We start from the raw sequence: 20,647 nt of genomic DNA on the forward strand, positions 1-20,647 counted from the left end.
GTGCCCAGGATGAAGACGCCCACCGCTTTCGGGGTCGACATCGGCGGCAGCGGGATCAAAGGCGCCGTCGTCGACCTGGAGAAGGGCGACCTGGCCGCGGAGCGGGTGAAATACCTGACGCCGGTCCCGTCCACTCCGATGGCCGTCGCCGAGGTCGTGGCCCGGCTGGTCAAGGAGGCCGGGTGGACCGGTGAGCTGGGTGCGACGTTCCCGGCCGTGATCAGGCACGGGGTGGCCCAGACCGCGGCGAACGTCGACAAGAGCTGGATCGGGACCGACGTCGACAAGGTCTTCACCGACATCACCCACTGCGACGTGACCGTACTCAACGACGCCGACGCGGCCGGTATCGCCGAGGCCCGCTTCGGCGCGGCCAGAGGCGTCGGCGGCGTGGTCATCCTGCTCACCTTCGGCACCGGCATCGGCAGCGCGCTCCTGGTCGACGGCCGGCTGGTGCCCAACACCGAACTCGGTCACCTCGAGCTGGACGGCTACGACGCCGAGAAGAGGGCGTCCTCGGCGGCGAAGGACAACGAGGGCCTGTCGTACAAGCAGTGGGCCAAGCGGGTGCAGCGCTACCTACGGCACGTGGAGGGCCTGTTCAGCCCTGACCTGTTCGTGGTCGGCGGCGGGGTCAGCAAGCACGCCGACAAGTGGGTGCCGCTGCTCGACATCTCCACCCCGGTGAAGCCGGCCCAGCTGCTCAACAACGCCGGCATCGTCGGCGCCGCGATGGCCGCGCACGAGAAGTTCACCGGGTAGACCGCCGACCACCGCAGGAACGCCTACCGAAGCACTAACTGACGGCATCCAGCCGGGCAACTGCCTTGGTGAGGAGCTGGGTGAATCTGGTGTCGGTCATCGTGCCGGTTGAGGCCCAGAGCCGGAGCACGGTGCCACCACGCACCACTACCGCGTCGTAGTCGGTGGACGTGAAGTTGGGCGTGTCATCGTCGGTGAACTGCGTACGCAGGACGATGCCGTCCTTGAGGCCAGGTACTCGCACCTGCTTCGCCGTGATGCTGAACTTGGTCCGGACGCTCGACATACCGGTGACTCGGGTGCAGCGAGGCAAGGCGTCGGCGACCCGTTCAACAAGCGGCACCTGCGTGGTCGGCCAGGAGTAGATCAGCTCGGTGATCGACTGGAGGGGTTCTCGGACGAAGTATTGCCCCCGGACCGCGGTGGCGGGGACACCCAGCCCGGTCATCGGATCTCCGACGACCGCCCGGCACTCGGCCGGCTCGTACTTGGTCCCGGCGGGGGCGGGGGTCACAGCTGGACGTCGCGGAGTCGGATCTTCTGCGACACCGCCGTCCCAGCCCTTCGGTAGGTCGGCGACCCTCAGTGCGGCTTTCGTTGCCTGTGCCACCGTTAGTGGGACAACTGTCGGGGTCGGGCTGGGTGCTGGGCTTGGTGTGGTGGAGGGCTGGTTGGTGCAGGCAGTCAGGGTGAGTACGGCGGCCAGCGCGAGCCGGCGGATCACCTGGTACTCGCGCGACGGCGTGTGCTGCGCGGGCGTGAAGCCTGGATCATGGCGGACAAGATACTCGGCCCTGTCCGGCAGCCGGCTTCCTGCAGCGCCGATCCGCGTCCCCGTGGCGGCGTCGAAGCCGGTCAGCCACTCGATGATTCCCAGTTCGTGCCGACCTCAGAAGGGTCACTGGTTGTGACCGGTCGGTCCGCTAGGGTTCGGGGTTCTCGGAACGCTGTCCGTCATGAGATTCCTGGGGTGGTCGCATGGTCAATTCACCGAAGGTGAGCGCGGTTCTTCTCTCGCTGGGGCTGGTGATCGGTCTCGTCGCCTGTTCGTCCGGCAACGATCAGCCTGAGCCCGCCGCACAAGCCGGTGGCAGCAACAGCGAGAGCTCGTCGACGCCGAGGGCCGACGACGACTTCTCGCAAGAGGGCATGGTCGTCACCGCGCAGTGCACACCGGCTGGTGACAGCGGTGGCGGAACCGTCACCCTCGACGGTTGGGCCCCGCAAGGCCTGGAGAAGAAGGCACACGCGGAATTCCAGCTGCCGGACACCGTGCTGATCACGTCCGAGAAGGTCCGGCCCGGCACCGCGCTCGAGGATCTCTGCGCGCCGACGAATCTGACCAGCAGCAATGACATCCTCGCGATCAGGTCGCTCTTCGACCGGGACTTCACCAAGCTGGCCGTGGTGATTCAAGACCCGAAGAGCATGGCGACGCACGTGGGCTACGTCGACCGCTCGGGCAAGCTGACCGACCTGACCGGCGAAGAAGACTTCGGCAACACGCCACATGAGGACAACGCCGCCATGGCACCGGACGGGGACGCGGTCTGGTTCACCAGTGACGTCGACGGCGATGACCACATCGCGAACCGGCCGATCGGCGGAGACCACAAGCCGGTCGGCGACCAGCCGATCGAGCATCTCAGCGAGGCCCACCTTTTCGTCGTCGGAACGCCTGGTACCGCGGTCGCGAGCAGCAGCGCTCGGCTGTCACCGGACGGCAAACGCCTTCTGGCCGAGGAGAAGCTGCTCGACGTCAAGCCCGGCGGCGTGATCGACCCGAACGCGATCGAGCAGGCGAAGACATTGTCATGCGGGGAGTCGAGCTCCGGCGTTCCGGTCGGTTGGATCGATGCCGACACGGTGCTGTGCAGCGGACCCGACAAGCGCTTCTCGACGCTCGACATCGCGCCGAACGCGACGGCCGGCGCGCCGATCCTGCCGAGCAACGACCGCAACAACTACCTCCTCGCGATCTCCCCGGACGGGCAGAAGTTCGCGTTCCTGTCCGTGAAGGAGGAGAAGCGGGACTACTACGTGTCCGACGTCAAGCCGGGCTCCACGCCCACCAAGGTGGAGCCACCTGCGGAGTTCGCGCAGATGATCGACAAACTCTTTGTCCTCGACTGGCGCTGAGTAGCCGCGGCCGCGCCGCGCGGCTCAGTGCTGCGCGGTGCGTCGGACCCTCCCGCTGCATGGAGGGCGCATTCTGTCGGCCGGCGGGCTTCGGGATAGCGTGCGTACGCAGCCACGGGACGACCATGAGGGTTCACATGACGACGCGACGGACCAGCGACCTGCAGCTCATCGAGAATTGCCTCCGGGAGGCGCAGTACAGCGAACTTCCCGGTTACCGGCAGAACAAGGTGCGCGACTCCTACGAGTTACCGGGTGGGCGGCGGCTGCTGATCTCGACCGATCGGCAGTCCGCGTTCGACCATGTCCTGGGTGTCGTCCCGCACAAGGGTCAGGTGCTGACCCAGACCGCCCGCTACTGGTTCGACGAGACCGCGGACATCTGTCCCAACCACGTGATCTCGTACCCGGATCCGAACGTGGTGATGGTCAAGGACCTCGCCATGCTGCCCGTCGAGATCGTCGTCCGTTCGTACCTGACGGGCTCCACGAACACCAGCCTGTGGCCGAGCTACGACAGGGGCGAACGCGTGCTCTACGGCCACGAGTTCCCCGACGGAATGCGGAAGAACCAGCAAATGGTCAGCCCGATCATCACGCCGACGACGAAGCCGATGGACGGCGGGCACGACGAGCCCCTCACCGAGGCCGAGATCCTCGACAGCCAGCTCGTGACGACCGCGCAGTGGGAGGAACTCCGCGAGAAGAGCCTGAAGCTGTTCGCCCGCGGGCAGCAGTTGGCGGCCGAGAAGGGCCTCATCCTGGTGGACACCAAGTACGAGTTCGGCGTCGACGAGTACGGCGCCATCGTGGTCGCCGACGAGATCCACACCCCGGACTCCAGCCGGTACTGGCTGGCCGACACGTACCAGGACCGGTTCGCCGTCGGCGACGAACCGGACAGCCTGGACAAGGAGTTCCTGCGACTCTGGGTCATGGAGCGGTGCGACCCGTACCGAGACCCGATCCCGGAGATCCCGCTCGAGACGCTGATGGAGTTCAGCAACAAGTACATCGCCTTGTTCGAACGCGTCACCGGCCTGACCTTCGAAGAACCGGATCCCTCGATCCCCGTCCGCACCCGCATCCACGACGCGTTGGCCAAGGCCCTACCCGAGTACTTCTGAACCCACCCGGATGCCGGCTTGCGCTGGAGCCGCCTTGTGTTCGGTCAGGAAGTCGAGCAGGAGGGCGTTGACCCGGTTCGGCTCGTCGAGTTGCATCCAGTGACCCGCGCCTTCCATTCGCTCGTAGCGCCAGGGTCCTGCGACGTAGCGTTCGGTGCCCGACATCGCCTGCTCGGTGACGGCGAAGTCCTCGCTGCCCCAGATGCCCAGCGTCGGCGCTTGGATCGGCGGCAAGGGCGGTGGGGGACCGAGCAACGACTGCGGCGGCAGAATCGCTCGGTAGAGACCGAGGCTGGCGGTCAGAGCGCCCGGCGTGCGGAGGCGGTTGACCACGGACTCGATCCGCGGATGCCGTAACCAGGCACGCAGGTTGGTGAAGTCGTCCTGGGACAGCCACTGCTCGGCGACTCCAGGGAACTGGAACAGCAGCATGTACCACGATCGCTGGCGCTGATCCCATCCCGCCTCGCGGAAGGCCCTCGGGTGGCCGACGGCCAGGCAGGTGAGGCTCGCGACGCGGCCGGGCGCTATCGCGGCGAGGCTGCTGCCGATCGCACTGCCCCAGTCGTGACCCACGACGTGCGCCCGGCGTACGCCGAGCCCGTCGAGCAGCGCGACGAGGTCGCCGACCAGCTTGAGCAGCGTGTACGCGCTGACGTCGGCCGGCTTGTCGGAGGCGCCGAATCCGCGCAGGTCGGGGGCGATGGTCCGGTACCCCTCGGCGGTGAGGGCGGCGACTTGCTCGCGCCACAGGCTGTGGTCGTCGGGCCAGCCGTGCAGCAGCAGGACCGGCTCACCGTGGCCGACGTCCTGGACGAACAGTTTCGGCTGAGCGCAGGGGGTGCGGGCCGAACGAGGTACGTCGGTGCCGGCGATCGCCGCTACCAGTTCGTCGTGGTGGGGCGCGTTGCCGGGGTAGCGAGGCGCGTTCGCGCCGAGTGCCACGACGCGCTCGAGCACGCCCGGGGTCGCGAGGGCCGCGGGTGGCATGGCGAGCATCGAGCCGATCTCGGACTGTGCTCGCAGCGCGCCGGGGTCGAGCAGCGCGGCGGCGTACAGCGCGGTGGCCATCGCCCAGCCGGGATCAGGAGTGCGGTACGGCGTGCCGGCGAGGTCGGCGTCGATCTCGGCCAGCCGATGCCGGTCGAACGTGCGGGTCGCCTGGTACCACGGTGTGATCGTCTCCTCGGTCGCGGCGTCGAACGCACAGACCAGGTCGAGCGGTTTCGAGGCTGGAGCCGAACGCAGGACATCACGCAGCAGTACGGCGTGCAGCAGGCCGATCGAGGCGCCTCGGCCGAGCGATGGGTTGGTGCACGCCCAGGCGTCCCCGACCGCGACGATTCCGGTGGCGACGGCCCGGCCGTCGACGACGTACCTGCGGTAGCAGTCTTCGATGCCCGCGATCACCTGGACGTCGGTGAGCGGCACGCCCGCGGTCCAGGAGTCCATGCCAGGGACCAGTGCGATCGCCCGCGACCAGGCAGCCTCGTCCCGCAGCCCGCGCAATGCCCGGTCGCGGGACGAGGTCACGAAGCCCACGCCCCACGTGTCCCCGTCGCCCGGCAGGGTCAGGACCGACACGCCATGGAGATGCTGCAGCGGAAGTCCGGTGACGACGGGTCGCTCGCCGTCGCGTGCCCGGAAGTGGCGGCAGTAGTAGACGAAGCCGGCCGCCTCGCGCTCCTCGTGCGGTCGCCGGGCTCCGACGGCCTCGAGCATGCCGGGGACCGATGTACGGCGGCCGGACGCGTCGACGACCAGGTCGGCGTGCCAGGCGTCGCCACTCGCCGTTCGGACACCGGTCACGTGCGGAGGAGCGTCGGGTCGGTGCTCTGCCAGAAGCTCTGTCACGCGCGTGCCGCGTCGTACGGTCACCCCAGGGGTTCGAGCGGCCACGGCTGCCAGTGCGGCCTCGACAACAGGCCTTCGTGCGGTGACCGTGTCGAACCGCTCGTCGCCGGGCAGCGTTCCGCCGGTCACGGACTCGGGTAGCGCCCGAACGGAGTTCCAGCGGTTGCCGCCGCGACTTTCGAGCTCGGCCACGACCTCGGGCAGTTCGGTGGTCATGGTCGCGCTCCAGCGTGGCAGCATGAAATGCAGCTGGTTGAACTGGTTCACACCGCGGCGCTCCCACGATGTCCAGAGCTCGTCGTTGTCGCCTCGCGGCTCGGCCGGATCGCGTTCGAGCACAGTGATCCGATGACCGTCCCGTGCGAGCAGTGTCGCTGTCGCCAGACCGTTGAGCCCTGCCCCCAGCACCAGAATGTCCGCCATGATCCCACCCCGGGTTCGTCGCTGGATCGTTGTCCAGATCAGCCCACGGTCATGCGGTCAGCTGCTCACTTACCAGTCCACTTTCTGCTCATCTGCCGCTCAGAGCCGGATCTCGCCGATCTCAACGGCCCACAACAGGTCGGCGAGCCGCTCGTGTGCTCGTGCGAGGTGTCGACGGTAGGTCGAGAACGGCAGGTCCAGCACCTGTGCCGCGGCCTCCTGGGTGGGCGCCGCGTGCACGTAGGTACGGTCCAGGACCCGGCTGCTCGACGCGCCACGAGGCTCGGCGGCAAGCTGGTCGACGCCCGCGAGCACCGTCTGCCGGAGTCGTGCCGGCGTGGCGCCATCGAGGTCCATGGCCAGCCGGGACCCCATCAGCGCGTTGGTGCGCAGCAGATCGGGTTGATTGAGATCGCGCAGAGCGGCGCGCAGCGCATCGGCGAAGCCCTCCCGGGACAGCGGCGGCGGGCGCAGCAGCGGTGCCGGAGCCGGTCCGGACTCGCCGGTCAGCTCGCGCTCGCCGAGCAGATCGAACCACCTCTCGGGCGTGAGCCGTCGCCAGTCGACGCCGTACAGCGTGTGCCGCCGGCCGTCGAACTCCGCCTCGAGCGTCGTGGTGAGCGCCAGGTAGTTGAACGCCGGGCCCCAGAACTCCGGGTCGGTGGTGGCCACGAAGCCCCACGCCAGCGGACGCGTCGTCCACAGCAGCGTCGAGCTGACGGCGCCGGCTACCACGGCATACGGATCGCGTTGGTACCGGTCCGCGCCGCCGAAGAACCGAGCGATGTTCACCTGCTCGCCCTGCCGCGCCGGAGCGGTCCGATCGATCATGTCCAAGGCGACCTTGATGACCGGGTCAGCGGCCACCAGTTCTGGCTCGGCCGGGTGCATGGTCTGCAGGGCGAAGGCGTCGAGCCCGGTTCGGGAGCGGATCACGGACAGGTTCTCGGGCTGGGCGGCCAGCCAGCGTGCGGCGAGCTCGGCGCTGCGGGCACCGTCGAATCTCCTGATGAGCTCCAGAACGGCGTCGTGGTCGCCGGCCTCGCCAGGAGCCACCATGCCGGCGCCGCGTTCGCGGAGTGTCCAGAACGACATCGCGAGTGGGCTGCGCCGGTGCAGGAAGAGCTTCTGGTGGGCCCACAGCCGCCGTTCGCCCTCGTCGGTCGACCGCAGCGCCGCCCACGAATGGTGGTGGAGGGTGCGGTGCACGCGGCGGTACGTCGCGGGGGAGCGTCGGCGCAGGTCGGCGTCGAGGACGTCACGGACCAAGTCGTGCGGGTAGACCCCGTACGTGCCGCGGGTCACCCACGGCCGGGTCTCGAGCCAGGCCCAGACCTCGGGCGCGCGCTGTCCGAGCAACTCGTCGACGAGATCCTGCGTGGTCAGCCAGGCATGGGCGCACAAAGCCATGGCCAGCGCGTGGTTGTCGTCCGGTGCTTCGTCGACCAGCCGGACCGCCAGCGCGGCCACGAGATCGGGTGCGCCGGCGAGATCGCTCGGCAGGTCACCCGCGATCGTGGCGCCGGCCAGCATGGCGAGGGTGAGCGGATGGCCGCGACCGATGTCGCCGAGCTGGGTACGGTGGACGGCCGGCACGCCCGCCAGTGCCAGCAGTTGCTCGCTCTCCGCGGGATCGAGGCGGTCCAACGGCAAGCACTCGACGACGGCACGCCAGCCGGGGTCCGTCCGCCAGGGTGCCTCCGGCGGATTGCGCCCGGCGAGCACTACGACCACGTCCGCGGGCATCGACGCGAGGAGTACGTCCCGAACCCAGTCGTCCATTCCGGCGAGGCGCTCGTAGCCGTCGACCAGCAGAACCGCCGGGCCGAGGTCGTGGACCGGCGCGGTCGCCGTCCGCAGTCCCGTGGGCGTGCCGTCGACGTCCTCCCCGTCGATCGACACGACGGTCCGCCCGGCGGCTCGGGCGCGAATCCGGAGCTGGTGCAGTAGCGCCGTCTTACCCAGACCGCCCGGCCCGTGCACGAAAAGCACCCGACAGGAGGTCCGCCCCGTGAGCGCGCTGTCGAAACACTCCAACTCGGTCGCGCGTCCAACGAAAGCTCTCGCTCGTGCCGCATCGACCATGGTGGCCAAGTCGTCGGCCATGCCCCTCAGCATACGAGCGAGCGATGCGATGCGGAACGCGCCGGCCGGCGTACCGACTACCTCTGCGCCCGGATGGATTCGGGCGGCAGCTCCGGATGGTTCTGATAGCGACCGGCGAGGATGCGCAGGGTGTAGCACGGATCCGCGCTTGCCTCGCTGTCGTGGTGGCTGTGGATCTCGACCAACGTGCGGAGAGCTTTCGCCTCGGCGTGCGCCGAGTTCGGCCCGGCGACGGCGCGGACCTCGTCCTCCGCGATGCGTGCCAGCAGAAAGTTGACGAGGCGTGCGGTCGGCGTTGTCTCGCCCTCCCCGTGGGCTCCCTTGCCCGCCTCGTGCCAGCTGTTGTTCATAGTGCCCCCGGTCCCTGATGCAAGTCATTACGGCGGATGGACTGCCCAGCGGGCGCACCGGACAAACTTCCGGGTCGTTGCGGCCGCCGATCGCTATCGCTCGGCAGCGAAGGGTGTTCGCCTTCCCCGTTCCGGTCAGCGGCCCTGACCGGAATCCGAATCGTCGCGCCCGAATCCGACTGTCGCACTGGCGCGGCCGGGCTCGAACCTGTAGTTGTTGATCGCAGAGCGTATGGCCCCGGACCCGTGTCGTAGCTCGCCAATGGCATGCGGGACTGGGGGAGGGCTGCGTTGGTTGAGAAGGTATTGATCCGGGAGTACGGGGACCGGCTGGCCGGGTTGCTGGGTGAGCCCACGATGGTCGGTGATCCGCTGATCACGACCGCACAGGCCGCGGTGTTGCTCGGAGTGCCGCTGCGGCGAGTCGCTGGTCTGGTCCGCGCCGGGCACCTGCCGGCACGGTCACGCGCGCGGCGTCGGCTGTTGCTGTCCGACGTCGCCCAAGCGGGCGTCGATCGGTGGATGTCGATCACGGAGGCGGGTGTGGTGCTCGGCCTCGGCAACACCGGCGTACGGCGAATGATCACGGTGGGCCTTCTCGCGGCGCGCGGCGAGGGGTTCCCGTTACGTCGCGACGACGTGGAGGCGCTGGCTCGCCGTCGTGACGGATGGCTGTCGCTGGCGTCCGCCGCGATGGAGCTCCGGATCGACGTGATGGACGTCCACCAGATGCTGCGCGACGGCACGCTGACCCACACCAGCGACGTCTCGCGTCCGGTCTACCGCGGCGAACTGATCGAAGTCCTCAGGACGGCCAGCGGTATTCGATGCACTCCGGCTTGACCGGTGGTCTCGGCGTGAACGTGCGCCGGCCGTTCGGCAGGGTGACGTTCATGTAGGGGCAGGTGACCGGTGCGGCGTTCGGGTCCGGGCCGTTGTCGGTGAAGAGCAAGGCGCCGGCCGCGTCGTACCCGCGAACCACGAAATCGCCGCGACCAGGGTCGTCGGCGTCGTAGGGGCCCCAGTTGACGCGGCCGACGGTCGGCGCGAACCAGAACCCGTCCTGCAGGAACGCCTCGACCGGTCGCTGCCCCTTCGGCTGGACGGTGACCCGGGCGACCGTCTTCGTGTACACGCCCGCGTTGCGAGCGATGCGCATGCCGGGCGCGCCGGTCAGGATGGCACCGGGGGAGAACCGGATGCTGGGCTCGCTGATCCGGCCGCCGGCCGTACGGCTGCACAGCCAGTACGCCGGCTGGCTCCGCTCGGGCACCGGATGCCGCCCGATCGTCGGATCGGTCTGGATGCCGGACCCGATCAGCCAGGTACTGACGACATCCGGATCCTTCACGTCGGTGAACTCGAACGCCTTGATCACCTTGTAGTCGGTGAACGGGTGCGGCAGGGACTTGCTGGTGATCCGGTTCGCCTCCGCCAGACACTGGGTGCGCAGCGCGCCGGTCTCGTCGGCCGTCAATTCCCTGATGGTGTTCGGCCCGGCGGCGGGCGGAGCGGTGCCGCCGTGGAACGCCCGTACGCCGATCGCGAGGCCGGTGACCACTGCGAGCACGGACGCGGCCGCGAGCACGGGGACCAGGACGCGCCGGCGCCGGGGCTCGGACTCGATCGCGGCCAGCAGATCGGCGCGCGACCAACAGGTCGCGATGGCCATTCGCCTCGCCGGGTGGGACCTTGGACTCTGGGGCGACAGAGATCCGGCTACGTAGCGTGGAGGGTCTCGGTGGACGACTGATGGGGGTTGGGAACATGTGTCGATGGCTTGCCTACTTGGGAGAACCCCTCAGACCGTCCAGGCTGGTCCTGGACTCGCAACACTCCCTGGTCGCACAGTCGCTCGACTCACCGTTGGGCGCGGAGACGGTGAACGGCGACGGGTTCGGGTTCGGCTGGTACCCGAGCGATCCGCAGCCGGGTGGAGAGCCAGGGATCTTCCACAGCATCGAGCCGGCGTGGAACGACCAGAACCTGAGGGAGTTGACCCGGGCGGTCGAGTCGCCGCTGTTCTTCAGTCACGTGCGCGCCGCCGCCCACCCGCCGATCCAGCAGACGAACTGCCATCCGTTCCGGTACGCGAACTGGCTGTTCATGCACAACGGTGCGCTGGCCGACTTCGACGCGGTCAAGCGCGACCTCACCTTCGCAGTGGATCCGTCCCTGTATCCCCACATCAAAGGGACGACCGACTCCGAGGTCCTCTTCCATCTGGCCTTGACCCTCGGGCTGCAGCAGGATCCGGTGAGCGCCCTGTCGAAGGCGGTGCAGATGGTCGAGTCAGTCGGGCACGAGCACGGAGTCACCTTCCCTGTTCAGGGCACTGTCGCCGTGTCGGACGGTAAGAGCATCTGGGCGTTCCGCTACTCCTCGCAACAACGGAGCCGCACCCTCTTCCACTCCGTCGACATCGAGACGCTGCAGCAGATGTACCCCGACGAGGAGCGGCTGCGCTCGTTCGGCCGGCACGCACACGTCGTGGTGTCGGAGCCCCTCAACGACCTGCCCGGCGCGTTCGTCGAGGTCCCCGAGTCGACAGTCGCGATCCTCGACCAGTCGGGCTACCACCACGAGCCCTTCCTCGCCCAGTGACGGCTCGACGCGGAACCGGAAAACCAAGTACAGCCGTTAGAACTCGCCGTACACCTGGACCTTCGTGCCGATCGGGGTCTCGGTGAAGATGTGGTGGATCTCTGGGCGCAGGACGCGGACGCAGCGGTGGCTGGCGGGATAGGGCTTGACGAGGGAGTTGACGCGGGAGCCGTGCAGGGCGATGCCCGGGCGGTCCTTGAGGAAGTACAGGGAGTCGTACATGTACGCGTCCTCGTACAGGCTGCTCTCGTGTGCGCCGGCCCACTTGCGCCAGACCTTGCCGGTGCGGTTCGGGGTGTCGTAGCCGGGGGCGCCGGTGGAGATCCAGACGATCCGCTTGTAGGTCTTCCCAACGATCTGGTACAGGATCTGGCAGGTCTTGTTGACGTAGATCCCGGGCTCCCGGGTCGGCGCCGGGCGACTCGTTGCGTTGAGCACCGAGTAGGCGTCGTTCAGCGTCAGGCCGCCGCGGCTGACCGGCAGGCCGTGGGTCTCGCGCCACGCGCACAGGGCCTGCTTGGCGCGGGCCGTGATGTCACCGTCGATGTCGCCGACCGGGTACCCGAGCTTGTCCAGTTGCCGTTCCACGCGCAGCGCGTAGTACGCCGGCTTCTGCTTCACCCTGGGCTTCGGCTTCACGGTCGGCTTGACCGTCGGCGTCGCCGTGGGCTTCTCAGTCGGGGTCGTGCTCGGGCTGCTGACGGACGACTGCGTCGGAGAAGGCGTCGACTCGCTCGCGGCCACGTCCGAACAGCCGGCGAGCACGAACGAACACACGACGGCACCGGCCACGAGACCACGTCGACGAGACACGGATTCCCCTCTCCCTCAGCATTTTCAGCGTCGCAGAACCACGCCGAGTAGGCGTGCAGCGACCCGCCGAGACTAATGTGCGAGAGGGTTCAAACCACCGTCCGTCACCGAACCGTTGCCGAGCTCGGGCGCCGGGTCGTCCCGCATCCTGCTGTACAGATAGCCGTCCCGGTACCGCCCGGCGCGGAACTCGCACCCGCGGATCACGCCTTCGCGCCGGAAACCCGCCTTCTCCAGCGACTTCTGCTCGGCGAGATTCTCCGGATGCGTCGACGCCTGCACCCGGTACACCGGCGTGTGCTCGAACAGGTACGCCGTCAGCATCGCCTGCGCCCGCCACCCGATCCCGCGCCCGCGGTACTCCGGCAGCAGCGCGATCCCGATCTCCCAGTACTGCGTGACGCTGTCGAACGACCCCGAGCGCCACGACACGATCCCGGCCGTCTCGTCGCCGGTCCGGATCATCAGCCGCGAGTCCTCCGCACCGAGGAACCCGTCCTCGGCGAACCGCCGGACCGGCGCCTGCGCGTCCCGGAACCCACGCCAGTCGAGCCCGATCAGCCCGGGCTCCACCGCGAACCGCTGGAGCAGCGGCACATCCTCTTGCCGCACCGGCGCCAACTGGACATCCATGACTGCCCCGGTGAGGTTTCTACAGACCCAGGTCGCGGAGGAACTCGGGCTTGTAGGCCTGCATCACCACGTAGCGGGGGTCCGGGACCTCCATGTTCGCGTTCTTCTCGGCGTCCTCGGCGGCGTCGTGGGGGCCGACCGGGACACTCGGGTCGGCCCAGTCCTGCTCCTCGGCGTTCCACCGAGTGATCGTGTAGTGCGCCTCGAGGCGGTCGTCGGCCACGAGCTCCTTGGCGGTGCGCTCAGCCTCCTGCGCGTCCTCGAGCGTGTGCGTGTACATCAGCATCCGGTTCCCGTCCCGGGTGACCGTCACCTGACTGCCGAGCCGCTTCTGCGCATCGTCGTCGAGATCGATCGCCCGCAACCGCTCCCAGAACGTCAACCCGTGCTCGTCGTTCCCGAGCACGACCTCAACCCGAAACTCCTCATCCGCCATGCCCACACCTTATCCAGGCGGCATCCGGCCGCGGAGCAGGTGCCTCTACAGTCCGGTCGTGTATTTGTACGCGATCGGGCGCAGAGCCCTGTCGTCGACGAGCCATGGACACCGCCAGACGAGGATGCCGCCGCTCGCGGTCGGCGGATCGGTTTCGCGGCAGAGGTCGATCGAGTGCACGATTCCGAGCGCGTTGCGCGGGTACTCCTCGCGGTGCACTTCGAGCTCGGCCCGGGTCAGGATGATCTCGGATCCCGCCGAGGTCGTTCCTTTGACCTCGACTCTCAGCTGGTTCGGACCGTTCCGCGCATACAGATCGTAGGAATCGATCGCACCGACGTCCCGGACGTAGTCGAAACCGAGCCGGTTCAGATGCTCTGTGACGACACGCACCGCGTGCTGCTCGATCGCGACTCGTTCACGGACATCGAGCTTGAACCCCTGGCCGACCGCCGTCCGTGCTCGTCCGGCGATCTGACGGGTCGCGAGATCGGCGTCGACGATATCTGGAGGTGGTTCGCCCGGCATCTCGAGTTCCACCGTCTCGCGGCGATATGTCTCCCCAAGCCAGTGCGCCGCCGTCCGTAGGTCCGTGAGGAGGGCCTGGTCGTCGGGGAGTCGATCGCGGCGGTATTCGAAAGCGAGGACGTTGCCTAGTTGGTAGCCCCGTGCGAGTTCGCTGTTGCCGGCACCGAGATCGATATCGCGGACCAGCCGGTCATCGTGGACTGCCAGGTCGTCGAGGAAGCTTCGTGCCCATGTGACCCGATCGATCAGCTCCTGGGGAGGGCGCTGGCGGAACTCGCCGTTGCCCCAGACGGTGGTGCCTTGATTGAGAGACAAGTACATGCGCTCACCGTCACCGCTGAACAAATAGACCAGGTACCACCCGCGCGTTGCCTTGGGCGATCGCGTCGGGGAGTAGACGCGGACCCAGGGAATCACGCTCTTGAGACCTGTTCCGTCCCGCCCTTCGATCGCGAGATCGTCTCTGCCTGCGCTCTCGTTCAGGCGTGGCAGCTCGGCCCTCAAATGGGCGGCGACCGTGGACCGGACCAGCTGCCCACGACGCCGCATCTCCGGGGTGTTCCGGGACGACCAGCGTGGCTGTAGGGACAGCACCTCGTCGAACTCGCTGTGCATGCGGTTCCTCCTCCCGGCCTACATCGCTGTACGGGTCCTTCCGTTACACGCTGCAACCTTTCCGGCTTGGCCCGAGCACGACCTCAGCCAGCGGCCGCCTGAGATGTGGGACAGGTGAATCGATTTCTTTCGATCGACTACAGTTCTTAGTCATGGAGCTGAGGCACTTGGAACACTTCGTGGCGGTGGCCGAGGAGAAGCACTTCACGCGGGCCGCCGAGGCGATGTCGATCTCCCAGTCGGGTCTGTCCGCCTCGATCCGCGCGCTCGAGCGTGAGCTGCGTGCCTCGCTGTTCGTGCGCAACACTCGCAGCGTCGAGCTCACCGAGGCGGGGCGGGCGTTGCTGTGCGAGGGACGTCGTACGCTCGCCGCCGCCGAGGCCGCGAAGGACGCGGTCGCCGCGGTGCAGGGGCTGCTGCGCGGTCACCTCACCGTCGGGCTGGAGCAGTGTCTCGGCGTGGTCGACGTACCGGCGTTGCTCGCGAAGTTCCGCTCCGCGTACCCGGGCGTGGAGATCGAGGTCCGCCAGGCCGGCTCCACCCCGATGCTGGACGAACTCGCCTCCGGCCGGCTCGACGTCGCCTTCGTCGCGACCGCCGGCGACCCGGTCGACGGGCTCGACCTGCGGCCGCTGTCGCGCGAATCGATGGTCCTCGTCTGCGCTCCCGACCACCGGCTCGCGAAGGCGTCCGGCGTGACGCTCGACGACCTCGCGGGGGAGTCCTTCGTCGACTTCGACCGGACCTGGGGCGCCCGCGCGATCTCCGACCGCGCCTTCGCCGACGCCGGGGTCGCCCACCCGGTCACGATCGAGGTGAACGACGTCCACACCCTCCTCGCGCTCGTCGCCCACAACCTCGGCGTGGCCCTCGTCCCCGAACGCATCGCCGCCAAGCGCGGCGACCACGTCACCGTCACCCTCGCGCCCGGCGCCGCGTCGCACTGGCAGGTCTCGGTCGCCGTCCCCACCGGCACCGCCGCCTCGCTCGCCGCCGATGCCCTCCTCGGCATGCTTCCGACGACGGCGGTGCACGCCTAGGTTCAAAGGAGCGTGCCGCCGACGGGCGTCAGGCGGGCAAGGACCGCGTCGATGCGCTCGAGCGTGTCCGGGTGCAGCGTGATGTCCGCGGCCGCCAGGTTCTCGACGATGTGCGCCGGCGTACGGCTGCCGGGGATCGGTACGACGGCCGGATCCTGGTGCAGCAGCCAGGCCAGCGCGAGCTGACTCCTGCTGATGCCGAGGTCGGTGGCGAGCGCCTGCAGGGCTTCGTACGACGCGTTGTTCGCCTGCAGACTCGCCGCGTCGAAGCGCGGCGCGTTGTTCCGGAAATCGTCCTTGTCGAGCGCCTGCACCGTACCGGTCAGGAAGCCGGCGCCGAGCGGGCTCCACGGTACGACGCCGACGCCGAGCTCCCGCGCCACGTCGAGCAGGTCGGGGTCGATCGGCCGCCACATCGACCACTCGGTCTGGACGGCGGCGATCGGGTGGACGTCGTACGCGCGCCGCAGCTCCTGTGGTGTCACGTTGCACACGCCGAGATGCCGTACCTTGCCGTCGGCAACCAGCTCGGCCATGGCGCCGACGGTGTCCTCGATCGGCACCTGCGGGTCCGGGAAGTGCAGGTAGTACAGGTCGATCGTGTCGGTGCCGAGGTTGCGCAGGCTGTTCTCGGCGTACTGCTGCACGTACTTCGGCTCCGCGTTGACCAGCAGCTGCTCGAACGCGAACCCGACCTCTTTCGGATGCGGCTCCGCGCCGTCGCTGAGGCGCAGTCCGAACTTCGTGGCGACGGTCACCTCGTCGCGCCTTTGACGGATCGCCCGGCCGACCAGCTTCTCGTTGTGCCCGCCGTCGCCGTACGCGTCGCTGGTGTCGATGAATGTCCCGCCGGCGTCGATCGCCGCGGTCAGTGCCGTGAGCGCACGGTCGTCGTCGATCGCGCCGTACATGCCGGGGGAGAGCACCATCGCGCCGAAGCCGATCGCCGGGACGTCGAGCCCACCGAGGTTGCGTGTTGTCGTCATGCGCCCAGCATTGGCGCTGCGGGTGCGGTTGCACCAAGACCTATTGGTATAACCGTTGGTTATGGATGCGCACCTGCGCGAGCTCCGGTACTTCGTCGCGGCCGCCGAGGAGTCGACCGTGACGGCCGCGGCCGCCCGCCTCTTCGTCTCGCAGCCCGCGCTGTCGAAGCAACTCCGCGCCCTCGAACGCCGGCTCGGCTTCGACCTCTTCTCCCGTCAGCCTCGCGGCCTGGAGCTACGCCGCAGGGGAGCGCGCTACTGCCTGTCGCGCGGGACGTGCTTGGTTTATGGGACCGCGGGTACGCCGAAGCGCGCGCCGCGGCCCACCCGCGGCAACTGGTCGTCGGAATGCAGACGGCTGTCGGGCGTGACCTGCAACGCCCGGCCGTCGCTCGATTCCGCTCCGCGCTGCCGGCCTGGACGGTGTCGCTCCGCCTGGTCGGCTGGGACGACCCCACCGCTGGTCTGGGCGACGGCACCAGCGACGTCGCATTCGTCTGGCTCCCGGTCGGGGCCGAGTTCGCGACCCGGGTACTGATCACCGAGCCTCGCTGGGTGGCACTCCCTGCTGAGCACCCGCTGGCCGAGCGTGCCGAGATCCCGTTGTCCTTGTTGTTGGACGAGCCCTTCGTGGCCCTGCCCACGGCTGCCGGCCCACTCCGCGACTTCTGGCTAGCCGTCGACGAACGCCCGCGCCCACCGGTCGTCGCCGCCGAAGCCACCGCCGCCGACGAGGTCCTCGAACTCGTCACCGCCGGCGTCGGCGTAGCTCTGCTGGCTGCTGGCAACACCAGCTTGTACCAACGCCCCGGCCTGACCTGCCGCCTCGTCCCCGACCTCCCACCCGCCCAACTAGCGGTTGCCTGGCGCCGCGACGACCACCGCGAAGCCGTCCAGGCCTTCCTCGCCGCGCTCGGGTCTTGAACATGGCAGGACCCCGGACATCAGGTCGATGTCCGGGGTCCGACCGACGTGTCCTGACCTACCAGGCGTAGTCCTCCGGGGCGGTCTTGTAGCCCGGGAAGATCTCGTCGAGGCGGGTGAGGGTCTTCTCGTCGAGCTTGATGTCGACCGCACGAACGGCGGACTCCAGCTGGTCCATCGTCCGCGGCCCGACGATCGGCCCCGTCACACCCGGCTGGTGCAGCAGCCAGGCCAGCCCGAGCTCGCCCGGCTCGTGACCGAGCTCGTCCGCGAGCGCCTCGTACTGCTCGATCTGCGGCCGCAGCTTCTCGAGCGTCTCCTTCGCGCGACCCTCGAGCCGCCGTACGCCCTCGTTCTCCTTGCGGATCACACCACCGAGCAGCCCACCGTGCAGCGGCGACCAGGGGATCACGCCCAGCCCGTACGCCTGCGCCGCCGGCAGCACCTCACGCTCGATGTCACGCTGCGCCAGGTTGTACAGCGACTGCTCACTGACCAGCCCGACGTAGTTACGCCGCGCGGCAGCCTCCTGCGCCTGCGCGATGTGCCACCCCGCGAAGTTGCTCGACCCGGCGTACAGCACCTTCCCCTGCTGCACGGCGACCTCCATCGCCTGCCAGATCTCTTCCCACGGCGTGTTCCGGTCGATGTGGTGGAACTGGTACAGATCCACATAGTCGGTCTGCAACCGCTTCAGGCTGGCGTCCAGCGCCCGCCGAATGTTCAGCGCCGACAGCCGCCCTTCGTTCGGCCACCCGTCACCCATGTCCCCGTACACCTTGGTGGCCAGCACCGTCTTGTGCCGATTCGCCGCATCCTTGGCGAACCACTCCCCGATGATCTCCTCGGTCCGCCCCGGGTAGATGGCCCGCCCATACCCGTTCGCCGTATCGAAGAAGTTGATCCCCTTGTCATGCGCCGCATCCATGATCGCGTGCGCATCCCCCACCTCGGTGAGAGGCCCAAAGTTCATCGTCCCCAAGACGATTCGACTGACAGAAAGCCCCGTACGCCCAAGCTGAGTGAAGTCCATACCCCCACCCTCGCGCGCCCCCGCCAACTCTTCCAATAGAAGAATCAACTCAGTGCGATCGCCCGACCTTCTGAGTCACATGTGCCGCTACGCACGGCTCCTTCGGCGCGCACTACGCACCGCTCGCACCGACCCTTCGGCTCAGCGCCGGAATCCCGCGGCGACCGCCGCCTCGACCGCCCCGGTCCGAGGTCTGCTTGTGATCGCGGAGCGGACCGGTCGGACGCACTGGAGGAGGTCGAGGTCTACACACCGAAAGGCCCCGATCCCGTTTCACGTCATCCGCCTCGACGCCCTGCGGCGGCCGGATGTGCAGGTGCTCGAATTTGGGCGACGTGGCAGGTGGTCTCCGACGACGTCGACCGCGGCAGCAGACCCGATGGTGAGCTTCCGCCAGCTGCTGCGAGGCGGCCCGACCCGGCCGGCAATGAGCCCAAAGACCTTTCCCGCTGGCTCGGCGGTCAGTTCTCGAGGAGTGACTCAGCCTCTTCGAAGAGGGTGGATTCGGACGGTGGGCGGTCCAATGGGCGTACCAGGGCAGATCCGCTTTCCGTTTCGAACCAGTTCTTTTTGGTGACCTCATCGAGTGAATCCGTGTCGACCTGCATTCCGAGCGCAGCGGCCAGAACGTGGGCGGCCAGTCTGGGTGGAATGGCATTGCCGATCTGCTGGGACTTGTCCCGCCCGGACCACGGGTAATCACGGGGGAATGTCTGCAGGGCGCCGGCCTCTTCCCACGAGAAGCGGTCGTCGTCGCCGTTGGGCGACTCGATCCGGTTTCGTGAAATCTTCCCAGTGACCGTCGCCGACGGCTGGTCGGAACGGCGCCGTCCACGATTCTTCGGATCGCCACCGGTGCCGTAGTTGGAGATCACCGTGAACGGCGACGCACGCTTGAGTGTGTCTGCCATGGTGCGCCAGGGCAGGAGCGCCTGCTCGCCGTCCTCCCGCGCCACATCCTGTCGGAACGGGCGGTGAGTCGGTTTCGGAAGTGCAACTGGCGCCTTTCGTCGCGCAATCAGGATGGCGCGACGTCGCGTCTGTGGAACGCCGTACTGCTCGGTCTGCAACACCTCGCACACGCAGTTGTAGTCGAGACCGAGGAGCACTTGACGGATGGTTTTCCAAACCGGCAGGACAGCGGGAACCTGCTCGAGGACGACAGAATCGAAAGGGTCGCCTGCTCGGTGAGCGTCCAAGATCCAGCGGAGCGGTTCGAGCACCAGTTGTGTGCGATCGTCGACGGTTGCCAGTACCTTGTCGGCGTCGTTGCCGGATGCCATCCTTCGTGCTGCATCCACCACCAGATTCAAAGCACGTCGTCCCGAGCCGCTTCCGGCCACTGTGTAGGTCTGGCACGGCGGCCCACCGGCCAAAATCCTGGCGTTGGAGAACTCCTTCGCCTCGTAGGCACGCACGTCGCCCTGGATGGTCGACAGGCCCGCTGCTCGTCGCGTCTCGCAGGCGTCGGCGTCCCACTCGATTCCTTCGACCGAGATGCCGAGCCATTGGGCGGCGACGTCCAGGCCGCCGGGGCCGGCGAACAGATCCACCATGTGCAGTTCCGACGGTAGACCGTTCTGCTCCCGCGTCATGGGGCGCAGTATAGGGCGCGCCTGTTGTGCGATGTCGTCGCAACGCCGGCCGACCGGCGCACTCGTAGGGGATCTTCGAACCGGCAGTGGTTCGCGAGACAAGGTCGGTGGTTCGTGAGAAGTTTGGCGTAGCCATGAGTACGGACGGAACAGTTCCGCAGTCGACCGGGGCGACGCGTGTCAAGGGCGGCGCTCGCGCGGTCCTGGTCACATCCGCTCAGACTTCCGCGCGCATGTCTCGCCAGGCGAGACGTGATACCCAGCCCGAGATCGAACTGCGGCGGCGCTTGCATCGGCTCGGATACCGCTACCGTGTCAATCATCCGTTGCCTGGCATGCCCCGGCGTCGGGCAGACCTGACATTCACGGCGAAGCGGGTGGCCGTGTTCGTGGACGGCTGCTTCTGGCACGGCTGTCCGGAACACGCGACCAGCCCGCGGAACAACGGTGCGTGGTGGGCCGAGAAGCTTCGGAAGAACGTCGAGCGCGACAGGGAAACCGACGCACGGCTGGCCGCCTCAGGCTGGACCGTCGTCAGGATCTGGGAGCACGAGAAGCCCGACCTGGCAACACAACGAGTTGTCCGAGCCTTGACCGAGGCGGTCGGCCTGGGTGACTGTACGTAACATTCGGCGGTCTGGTCCGATATACGCGCGGGGGCAGCGGCGATCCGTGCGTT

General features: G+C 68.2%; 20 protein-coding genes and 1 pseudogene. 9 read left to right on the forward strand and 12 right to left on the reverse strand.

Features of this window, described 5'->3' with window-relative positions; translation table 11 throughout:
- Positions 1-9: 9 nt before the first annotated feature.
- On the forward strand, positions 10-762 hold the full coding sequence (ppgK, locus tag ABZW60_RS40515) for a polyphosphate--glucose phosphotransferase (RefSeq protein ID WP_355485989.1): 753 nt from the start codon (positions 10-12) through the stop codon (positions 760-762).
- Between the two features lie 34 nt (positions 763-796).
- On the opposite strand, the gene ABZW60_RS40520 is transcribed toward ppgK, so the two are convergent.
- Complete coding sequence (locus tag ABZW60_RS40520) at positions 797-1,210, reverse strand: hypothetical protein (RefSeq protein WP_355485990.1); 414 nt, start codon at positions 1,208-1,210, stop codon at positions 797-799.
- A gap of 530 nt (positions 1,211-1,740) precedes the next feature.
- Between ABZW60_RS40520 and ABZW60_RS40525 the strand changes: the two genes are divergently transcribed.
- Both ABZW60_RS40525 and ABZW60_RS40530 read left to right on the forward strand, forming a co-directional pair.
- Positions 1,741-2,901 (forward strand): hypothetical protein, encoded by a 1,161-nt coding sequence (locus ABZW60_RS40525; protein ID WP_355485991.1) that lies wholly within the window; start codon positions 1,741-1,743, stop codon positions 2,899-2,901.
- Positions 2,902-3,038: 137 nt separating this feature from the next.
- Positions 3,039-4,028 carry a phosphoribosylaminoimidazolesuccinocarboxamide synthase gene (locus ABZW60_RS40530; RefSeq protein ID WP_355485992.1) on the forward strand — a complete coding sequence of 330 codons (990 nt, stop codon included), beginning with the start codon at positions 3,039-3,041 and terminating at the stop codon, positions 4,026-4,028.
- Here ABZW60_RS40530 and ABZW60_RS40535 read toward each other — a convergent pair.
- From ABZW60_RS40535 to ABZW60_RS40545, 3 genes are all read right to left on the reverse strand, one after another.
- Complete coding sequence (locus tag ABZW60_RS40535) at positions 4,011-6,305, reverse strand: alpha/beta fold hydrolase (protein ID WP_355485993.1); 2,295 nt, start codon at positions 6,303-6,305, stop codon at positions 4,011-4,013. The two genes, ABZW60_RS40530 and ABZW60_RS40535, sit on opposite strands and share 18 nt — an antisense overlap.
- Before the next feature lie 99 nt (positions 6,306-6,404).
- On the reverse strand, positions 6,405-8,411 hold the full coding sequence (locus tag ABZW60_RS40540; protein WP_355485994.1) for an ATP-binding protein: 2,007 nt from the start codon (positions 8,409-8,411) through the stop codon (positions 6,405-6,407).
- Between the two features lie 56 nt (positions 8,412-8,467).
- Positions 8,468-8,761: a hypothetical protein gene (locus ABZW60_RS40545; RefSeq protein ID WP_355485995.1), complete on the reverse strand. Its 294-nt coding sequence runs from the start codon at positions 8,759-8,761 to the stop codon at positions 8,468-8,470.
- 291 nt (positions 8,762-9,052) lie between these two features.
- On the opposite strand from ABZW60_RS40545, the gene ABZW60_RS40550 reads away from it, so the two are divergent.
- Entirely contained in the window at positions 9,053-9,604 is a 552-nt protein-coding gene (locus ABZW60_RS40550) for a hypothetical protein (protein ID WP_355485996.1), read from the forward strand.
- Here ABZW60_RS40550 and ABZW60_RS40555 read toward each other — a convergent pair.
- On the reverse strand, positions 9,567-10,433 hold the full coding sequence (locus ABZW60_RS40555; RefSeq protein WP_355485997.1) for a hypothetical protein: 867 nt from the start codon (positions 10,431-10,433) through the stop codon (positions 9,567-9,569). The genes ABZW60_RS40550 and ABZW60_RS40555 overlap by 38 nt on opposite strands.
- Positions 10,434-10,627: 194 nt before the next feature.
- Here ABZW60_RS40555 and ABZW60_RS40560 point away from each other — a divergent pair, with 194 nt between their 5' ends.
- Positions 10,628-11,365 (forward strand): class II glutamine amidotransferase, encoded by a 738-nt coding sequence (locus ABZW60_RS40560; RefSeq protein ID WP_355485998.1) that lies wholly within the window; start codon positions 10,628-10,630, stop codon positions 11,363-11,365.
- A gap of 36 nt (positions 11,366-11,401) precedes the next feature.
- Here the strand turns inward: ABZW60_RS40560 and ABZW60_RS40565 are convergent, their stop codons facing one another.
- From ABZW60_RS40565 to ABZW60_RS40580, 4 genes are all read right to left on the reverse strand, one after another.
- The gene (locus ABZW60_RS40565) at positions 11,402-12,178 is read right to left on the reverse strand and encodes a L,D-transpeptidase (protein WP_355485999.1); all 777 of its coding nucleotides are present in this window, start codon (positions 12,176-12,178) and stop codon (positions 11,402-11,404) included.
- Positions 12,179-12,250: 72 nt separating this feature from the next.
- Positions 12,251-12,811, reverse strand: coding sequence for a GNAT family protein (locus ABZW60_RS40570; protein ID WP_355486000.1), 561 nt, complete (start codon positions 12,809-12,811; stop codon positions 12,251-12,253).
- Between the two features lie 19 nt (positions 12,812-12,830).
- The gene (locus ABZW60_RS40575; protein ID WP_355486001.1) at positions 12,831-13,247 is read right to left on the reverse strand and encodes a hypothetical protein; all 417 of its coding nucleotides are present in this window, start codon (positions 13,245-13,247) and stop codon (positions 12,831-12,833) included.
- 45 nt (positions 13,248-13,292) lie between these two features.
- Positions 13,293-14,390, reverse strand: coding sequence for a DUF3578 domain-containing protein (locus tag ABZW60_RS40580; protein ID WP_355486002.1), 1,098 nt, complete (start codon positions 14,388-14,390; stop codon positions 13,293-13,295).
- Between the two features lie 152 nt (positions 14,391-14,542).
- Here ABZW60_RS40580 and ABZW60_RS40585 point away from each other — a divergent pair, with 152 nt between their 5' ends.
- Complete coding sequence (locus tag ABZW60_RS40585; RefSeq protein WP_355486003.1) at positions 14,543-15,430, forward strand: LysR family transcriptional regulator; 888 nt, start codon at positions 14,543-14,545, stop codon at positions 15,428-15,430.
- 2 nt (positions 15,431-15,432) lie between these two features.
- On the opposite strand, the gene ABZW60_RS40590 is transcribed toward ABZW60_RS40585, so the two are convergent.
- A complete protein-coding gene (locus ABZW60_RS40590; RefSeq protein ID WP_355486004.1) occupies positions 15,433-16,416 on the reverse strand; it encodes an aldo/keto reductase in 984 nt (327 codons plus the stop codon).
- A gap of 61 nt (positions 16,417-16,477) precedes the next feature.
- On the opposite strand from ABZW60_RS40590, the pseudogene ABZW60_RS40595 reads away from it, so the two are divergent.
- Positions 16,478-16,594, forward strand: a pseudogene (locus ABZW60_RS40595) (LysR family transcriptional regulator); the annotation flags it as partial.
- A 98-nt stretch (positions 16,595-16,692) separates the two neighbouring features.
- Positions 16,693-17,340, forward strand: a complete 648-nt coding sequence (locus ABZW60_RS40600; RefSeq protein ID WP_355486005.1) for a LysR family substrate-binding domain-containing protein — start codon at positions 16,693-16,695, stop codon at positions 17,338-17,340.
- A 58-nt stretch (positions 17,341-17,398) separates the two neighbouring features.
- Here ABZW60_RS40600 and ABZW60_RS40605 read toward each other — a convergent pair whose 3' ends face one another.
- On the reverse strand, positions 17,399-18,373 hold the full coding sequence (locus ABZW60_RS40605; protein ID WP_355486006.1) for an aldo/keto reductase: 975 nt from the start codon (positions 18,371-18,373) through the stop codon (positions 17,399-17,401).
- Between the two features lie 461 nt (positions 18,374-18,834).
- Entirely contained in the window at positions 18,835-19,968 is a 1,134-nt protein-coding gene (locus ABZW60_RS40610; RefSeq protein ID WP_355486007.1) for a DNA cytosine methyltransferase, read from the reverse strand.
- A 134-nt stretch (positions 19,969-20,102) separates the two neighbouring features.
- Here ABZW60_RS40610 and ABZW60_RS40615 point away from each other — a divergent pair, with 134 nt between their 5' ends.
- Positions 20,103-20,594, forward strand: a complete 492-nt coding sequence (locus ABZW60_RS40615) for a very short patch repair endonuclease (RefSeq protein ID WP_355486029.1) — start codon at positions 20,103-20,105, stop codon at positions 20,592-20,594.
- The last annotated feature ends 53 nt before the right edge of the window (positions 20,595-20,647 follow it).

The organism is Kribbella sp. NPDC003557 (genome assembly GCF_040610805.1).
Classification (GTDB): Bacteria; Actinomycetota; Actinomycetes; order Propionibacteriales; family Kribbellaceae; genus Kribbella.

Coding starts and splice junctions, on each gene's coding strand:
- ppgK (WP_355485989.1), top strand. CDS start 10: ATGAAGACGCCCACCGCTTTCGGGGTCGACATCGGCGGCAGCGGGATC.
- ABZW60_RS40520 (WP_355485990.1), bottom strand. CDS start 1,210: ATGACCGGGCTGGGTGTCCCCGCCACCGCGGTCCGGGGGCAATACTTC.
- ABZW60_RS40525 (WP_355485991.1), top strand. CDS start 1,741: ATGGTCAATTCACCGAAGGTGAGCGCGGTTCTTCTCTCGCTGGGGCTG.
- ABZW60_RS40530 (WP_355485992.1), top strand. CDS start 3,039: ATGACGACGCGACGGACCAGCGACCTGCAGCTCATCGAGAATTGCCTC.
- ABZW60_RS40535 (WP_355485993.1), bottom strand. CDS start 6,305: ATGGCGGACATTCTGGTGCTGGGGGCAGGGCTCAACGGTCTGGCGACA.
- ABZW60_RS40540 (WP_355485994.1), bottom strand. CDS start 8,411: ATGGCCGACGACTTGGCCACCATGGTCGATGCGGCACGAGCGAGAGCT.
- ABZW60_RS40545 (WP_355485995.1), bottom strand. CDS start 8,761: ATGAACAACAGCTGGCACGAGGCGGGCAAGGGAGCCCACGGGGAGGGC.
- ABZW60_RS40555 (WP_355485997.1), bottom strand. CDS start 10,433: ATGGCCATCGCGACCTGTTGGTCGCGCGCCGATCTGCTGGCCGCGATC.
- ABZW60_RS40570 (WP_355486000.1), bottom strand. CDS start 12,811: ATGGATGTCCAGTTGGCGCCGGTGCGGCAAGAGGATGTGCCGCTGCTC.
- ABZW60_RS40575 (WP_355486001.1), bottom strand. CDS start 13,247: ATGGCGGATGAGGAGTTTCGGGTTGAGGTCGTGCTCGGGAACGACGAG.
- ABZW60_RS40580 (WP_355486002.1), bottom strand. CDS start 14,390: ATGCACAGCGAGTTCGACGAGGTGCTGTCCCTACAGCCACGCTGGTCG.
- ABZW60_RS40585 (WP_355486003.1), top strand. CDS start 14,543: ATGGAGCTGAGGCACTTGGAACACTTCGTGGCGGTGGCCGAGGAGAAG.
- ABZW60_RS40590 (WP_355486004.1), bottom strand. CDS start 16,416: ATGACGACAACACGCAACCTCGGTGGGCTCGACGTCCCGGCGATCGGC.
- ABZW60_RS40605 (WP_355486006.1), bottom strand. CDS start 18,373: ATGGACTTCACTCAGCTTGGGCGTACGGGGCTTTCTGTCAGTCGAATC.
- ABZW60_RS40610 (WP_355486007.1), bottom strand. CDS start 19,968: ATGACGCGGGAGCAGAACGGTCTACCGTCGGAACTGCACATGGTGGAT.
- ABZW60_RS40615 (WP_355486029.1), top strand. CDS start 20,103: ATGAGTACGGACGGAACAGTTCCGCAGTCGACCGGGGCGACGCGTGTC.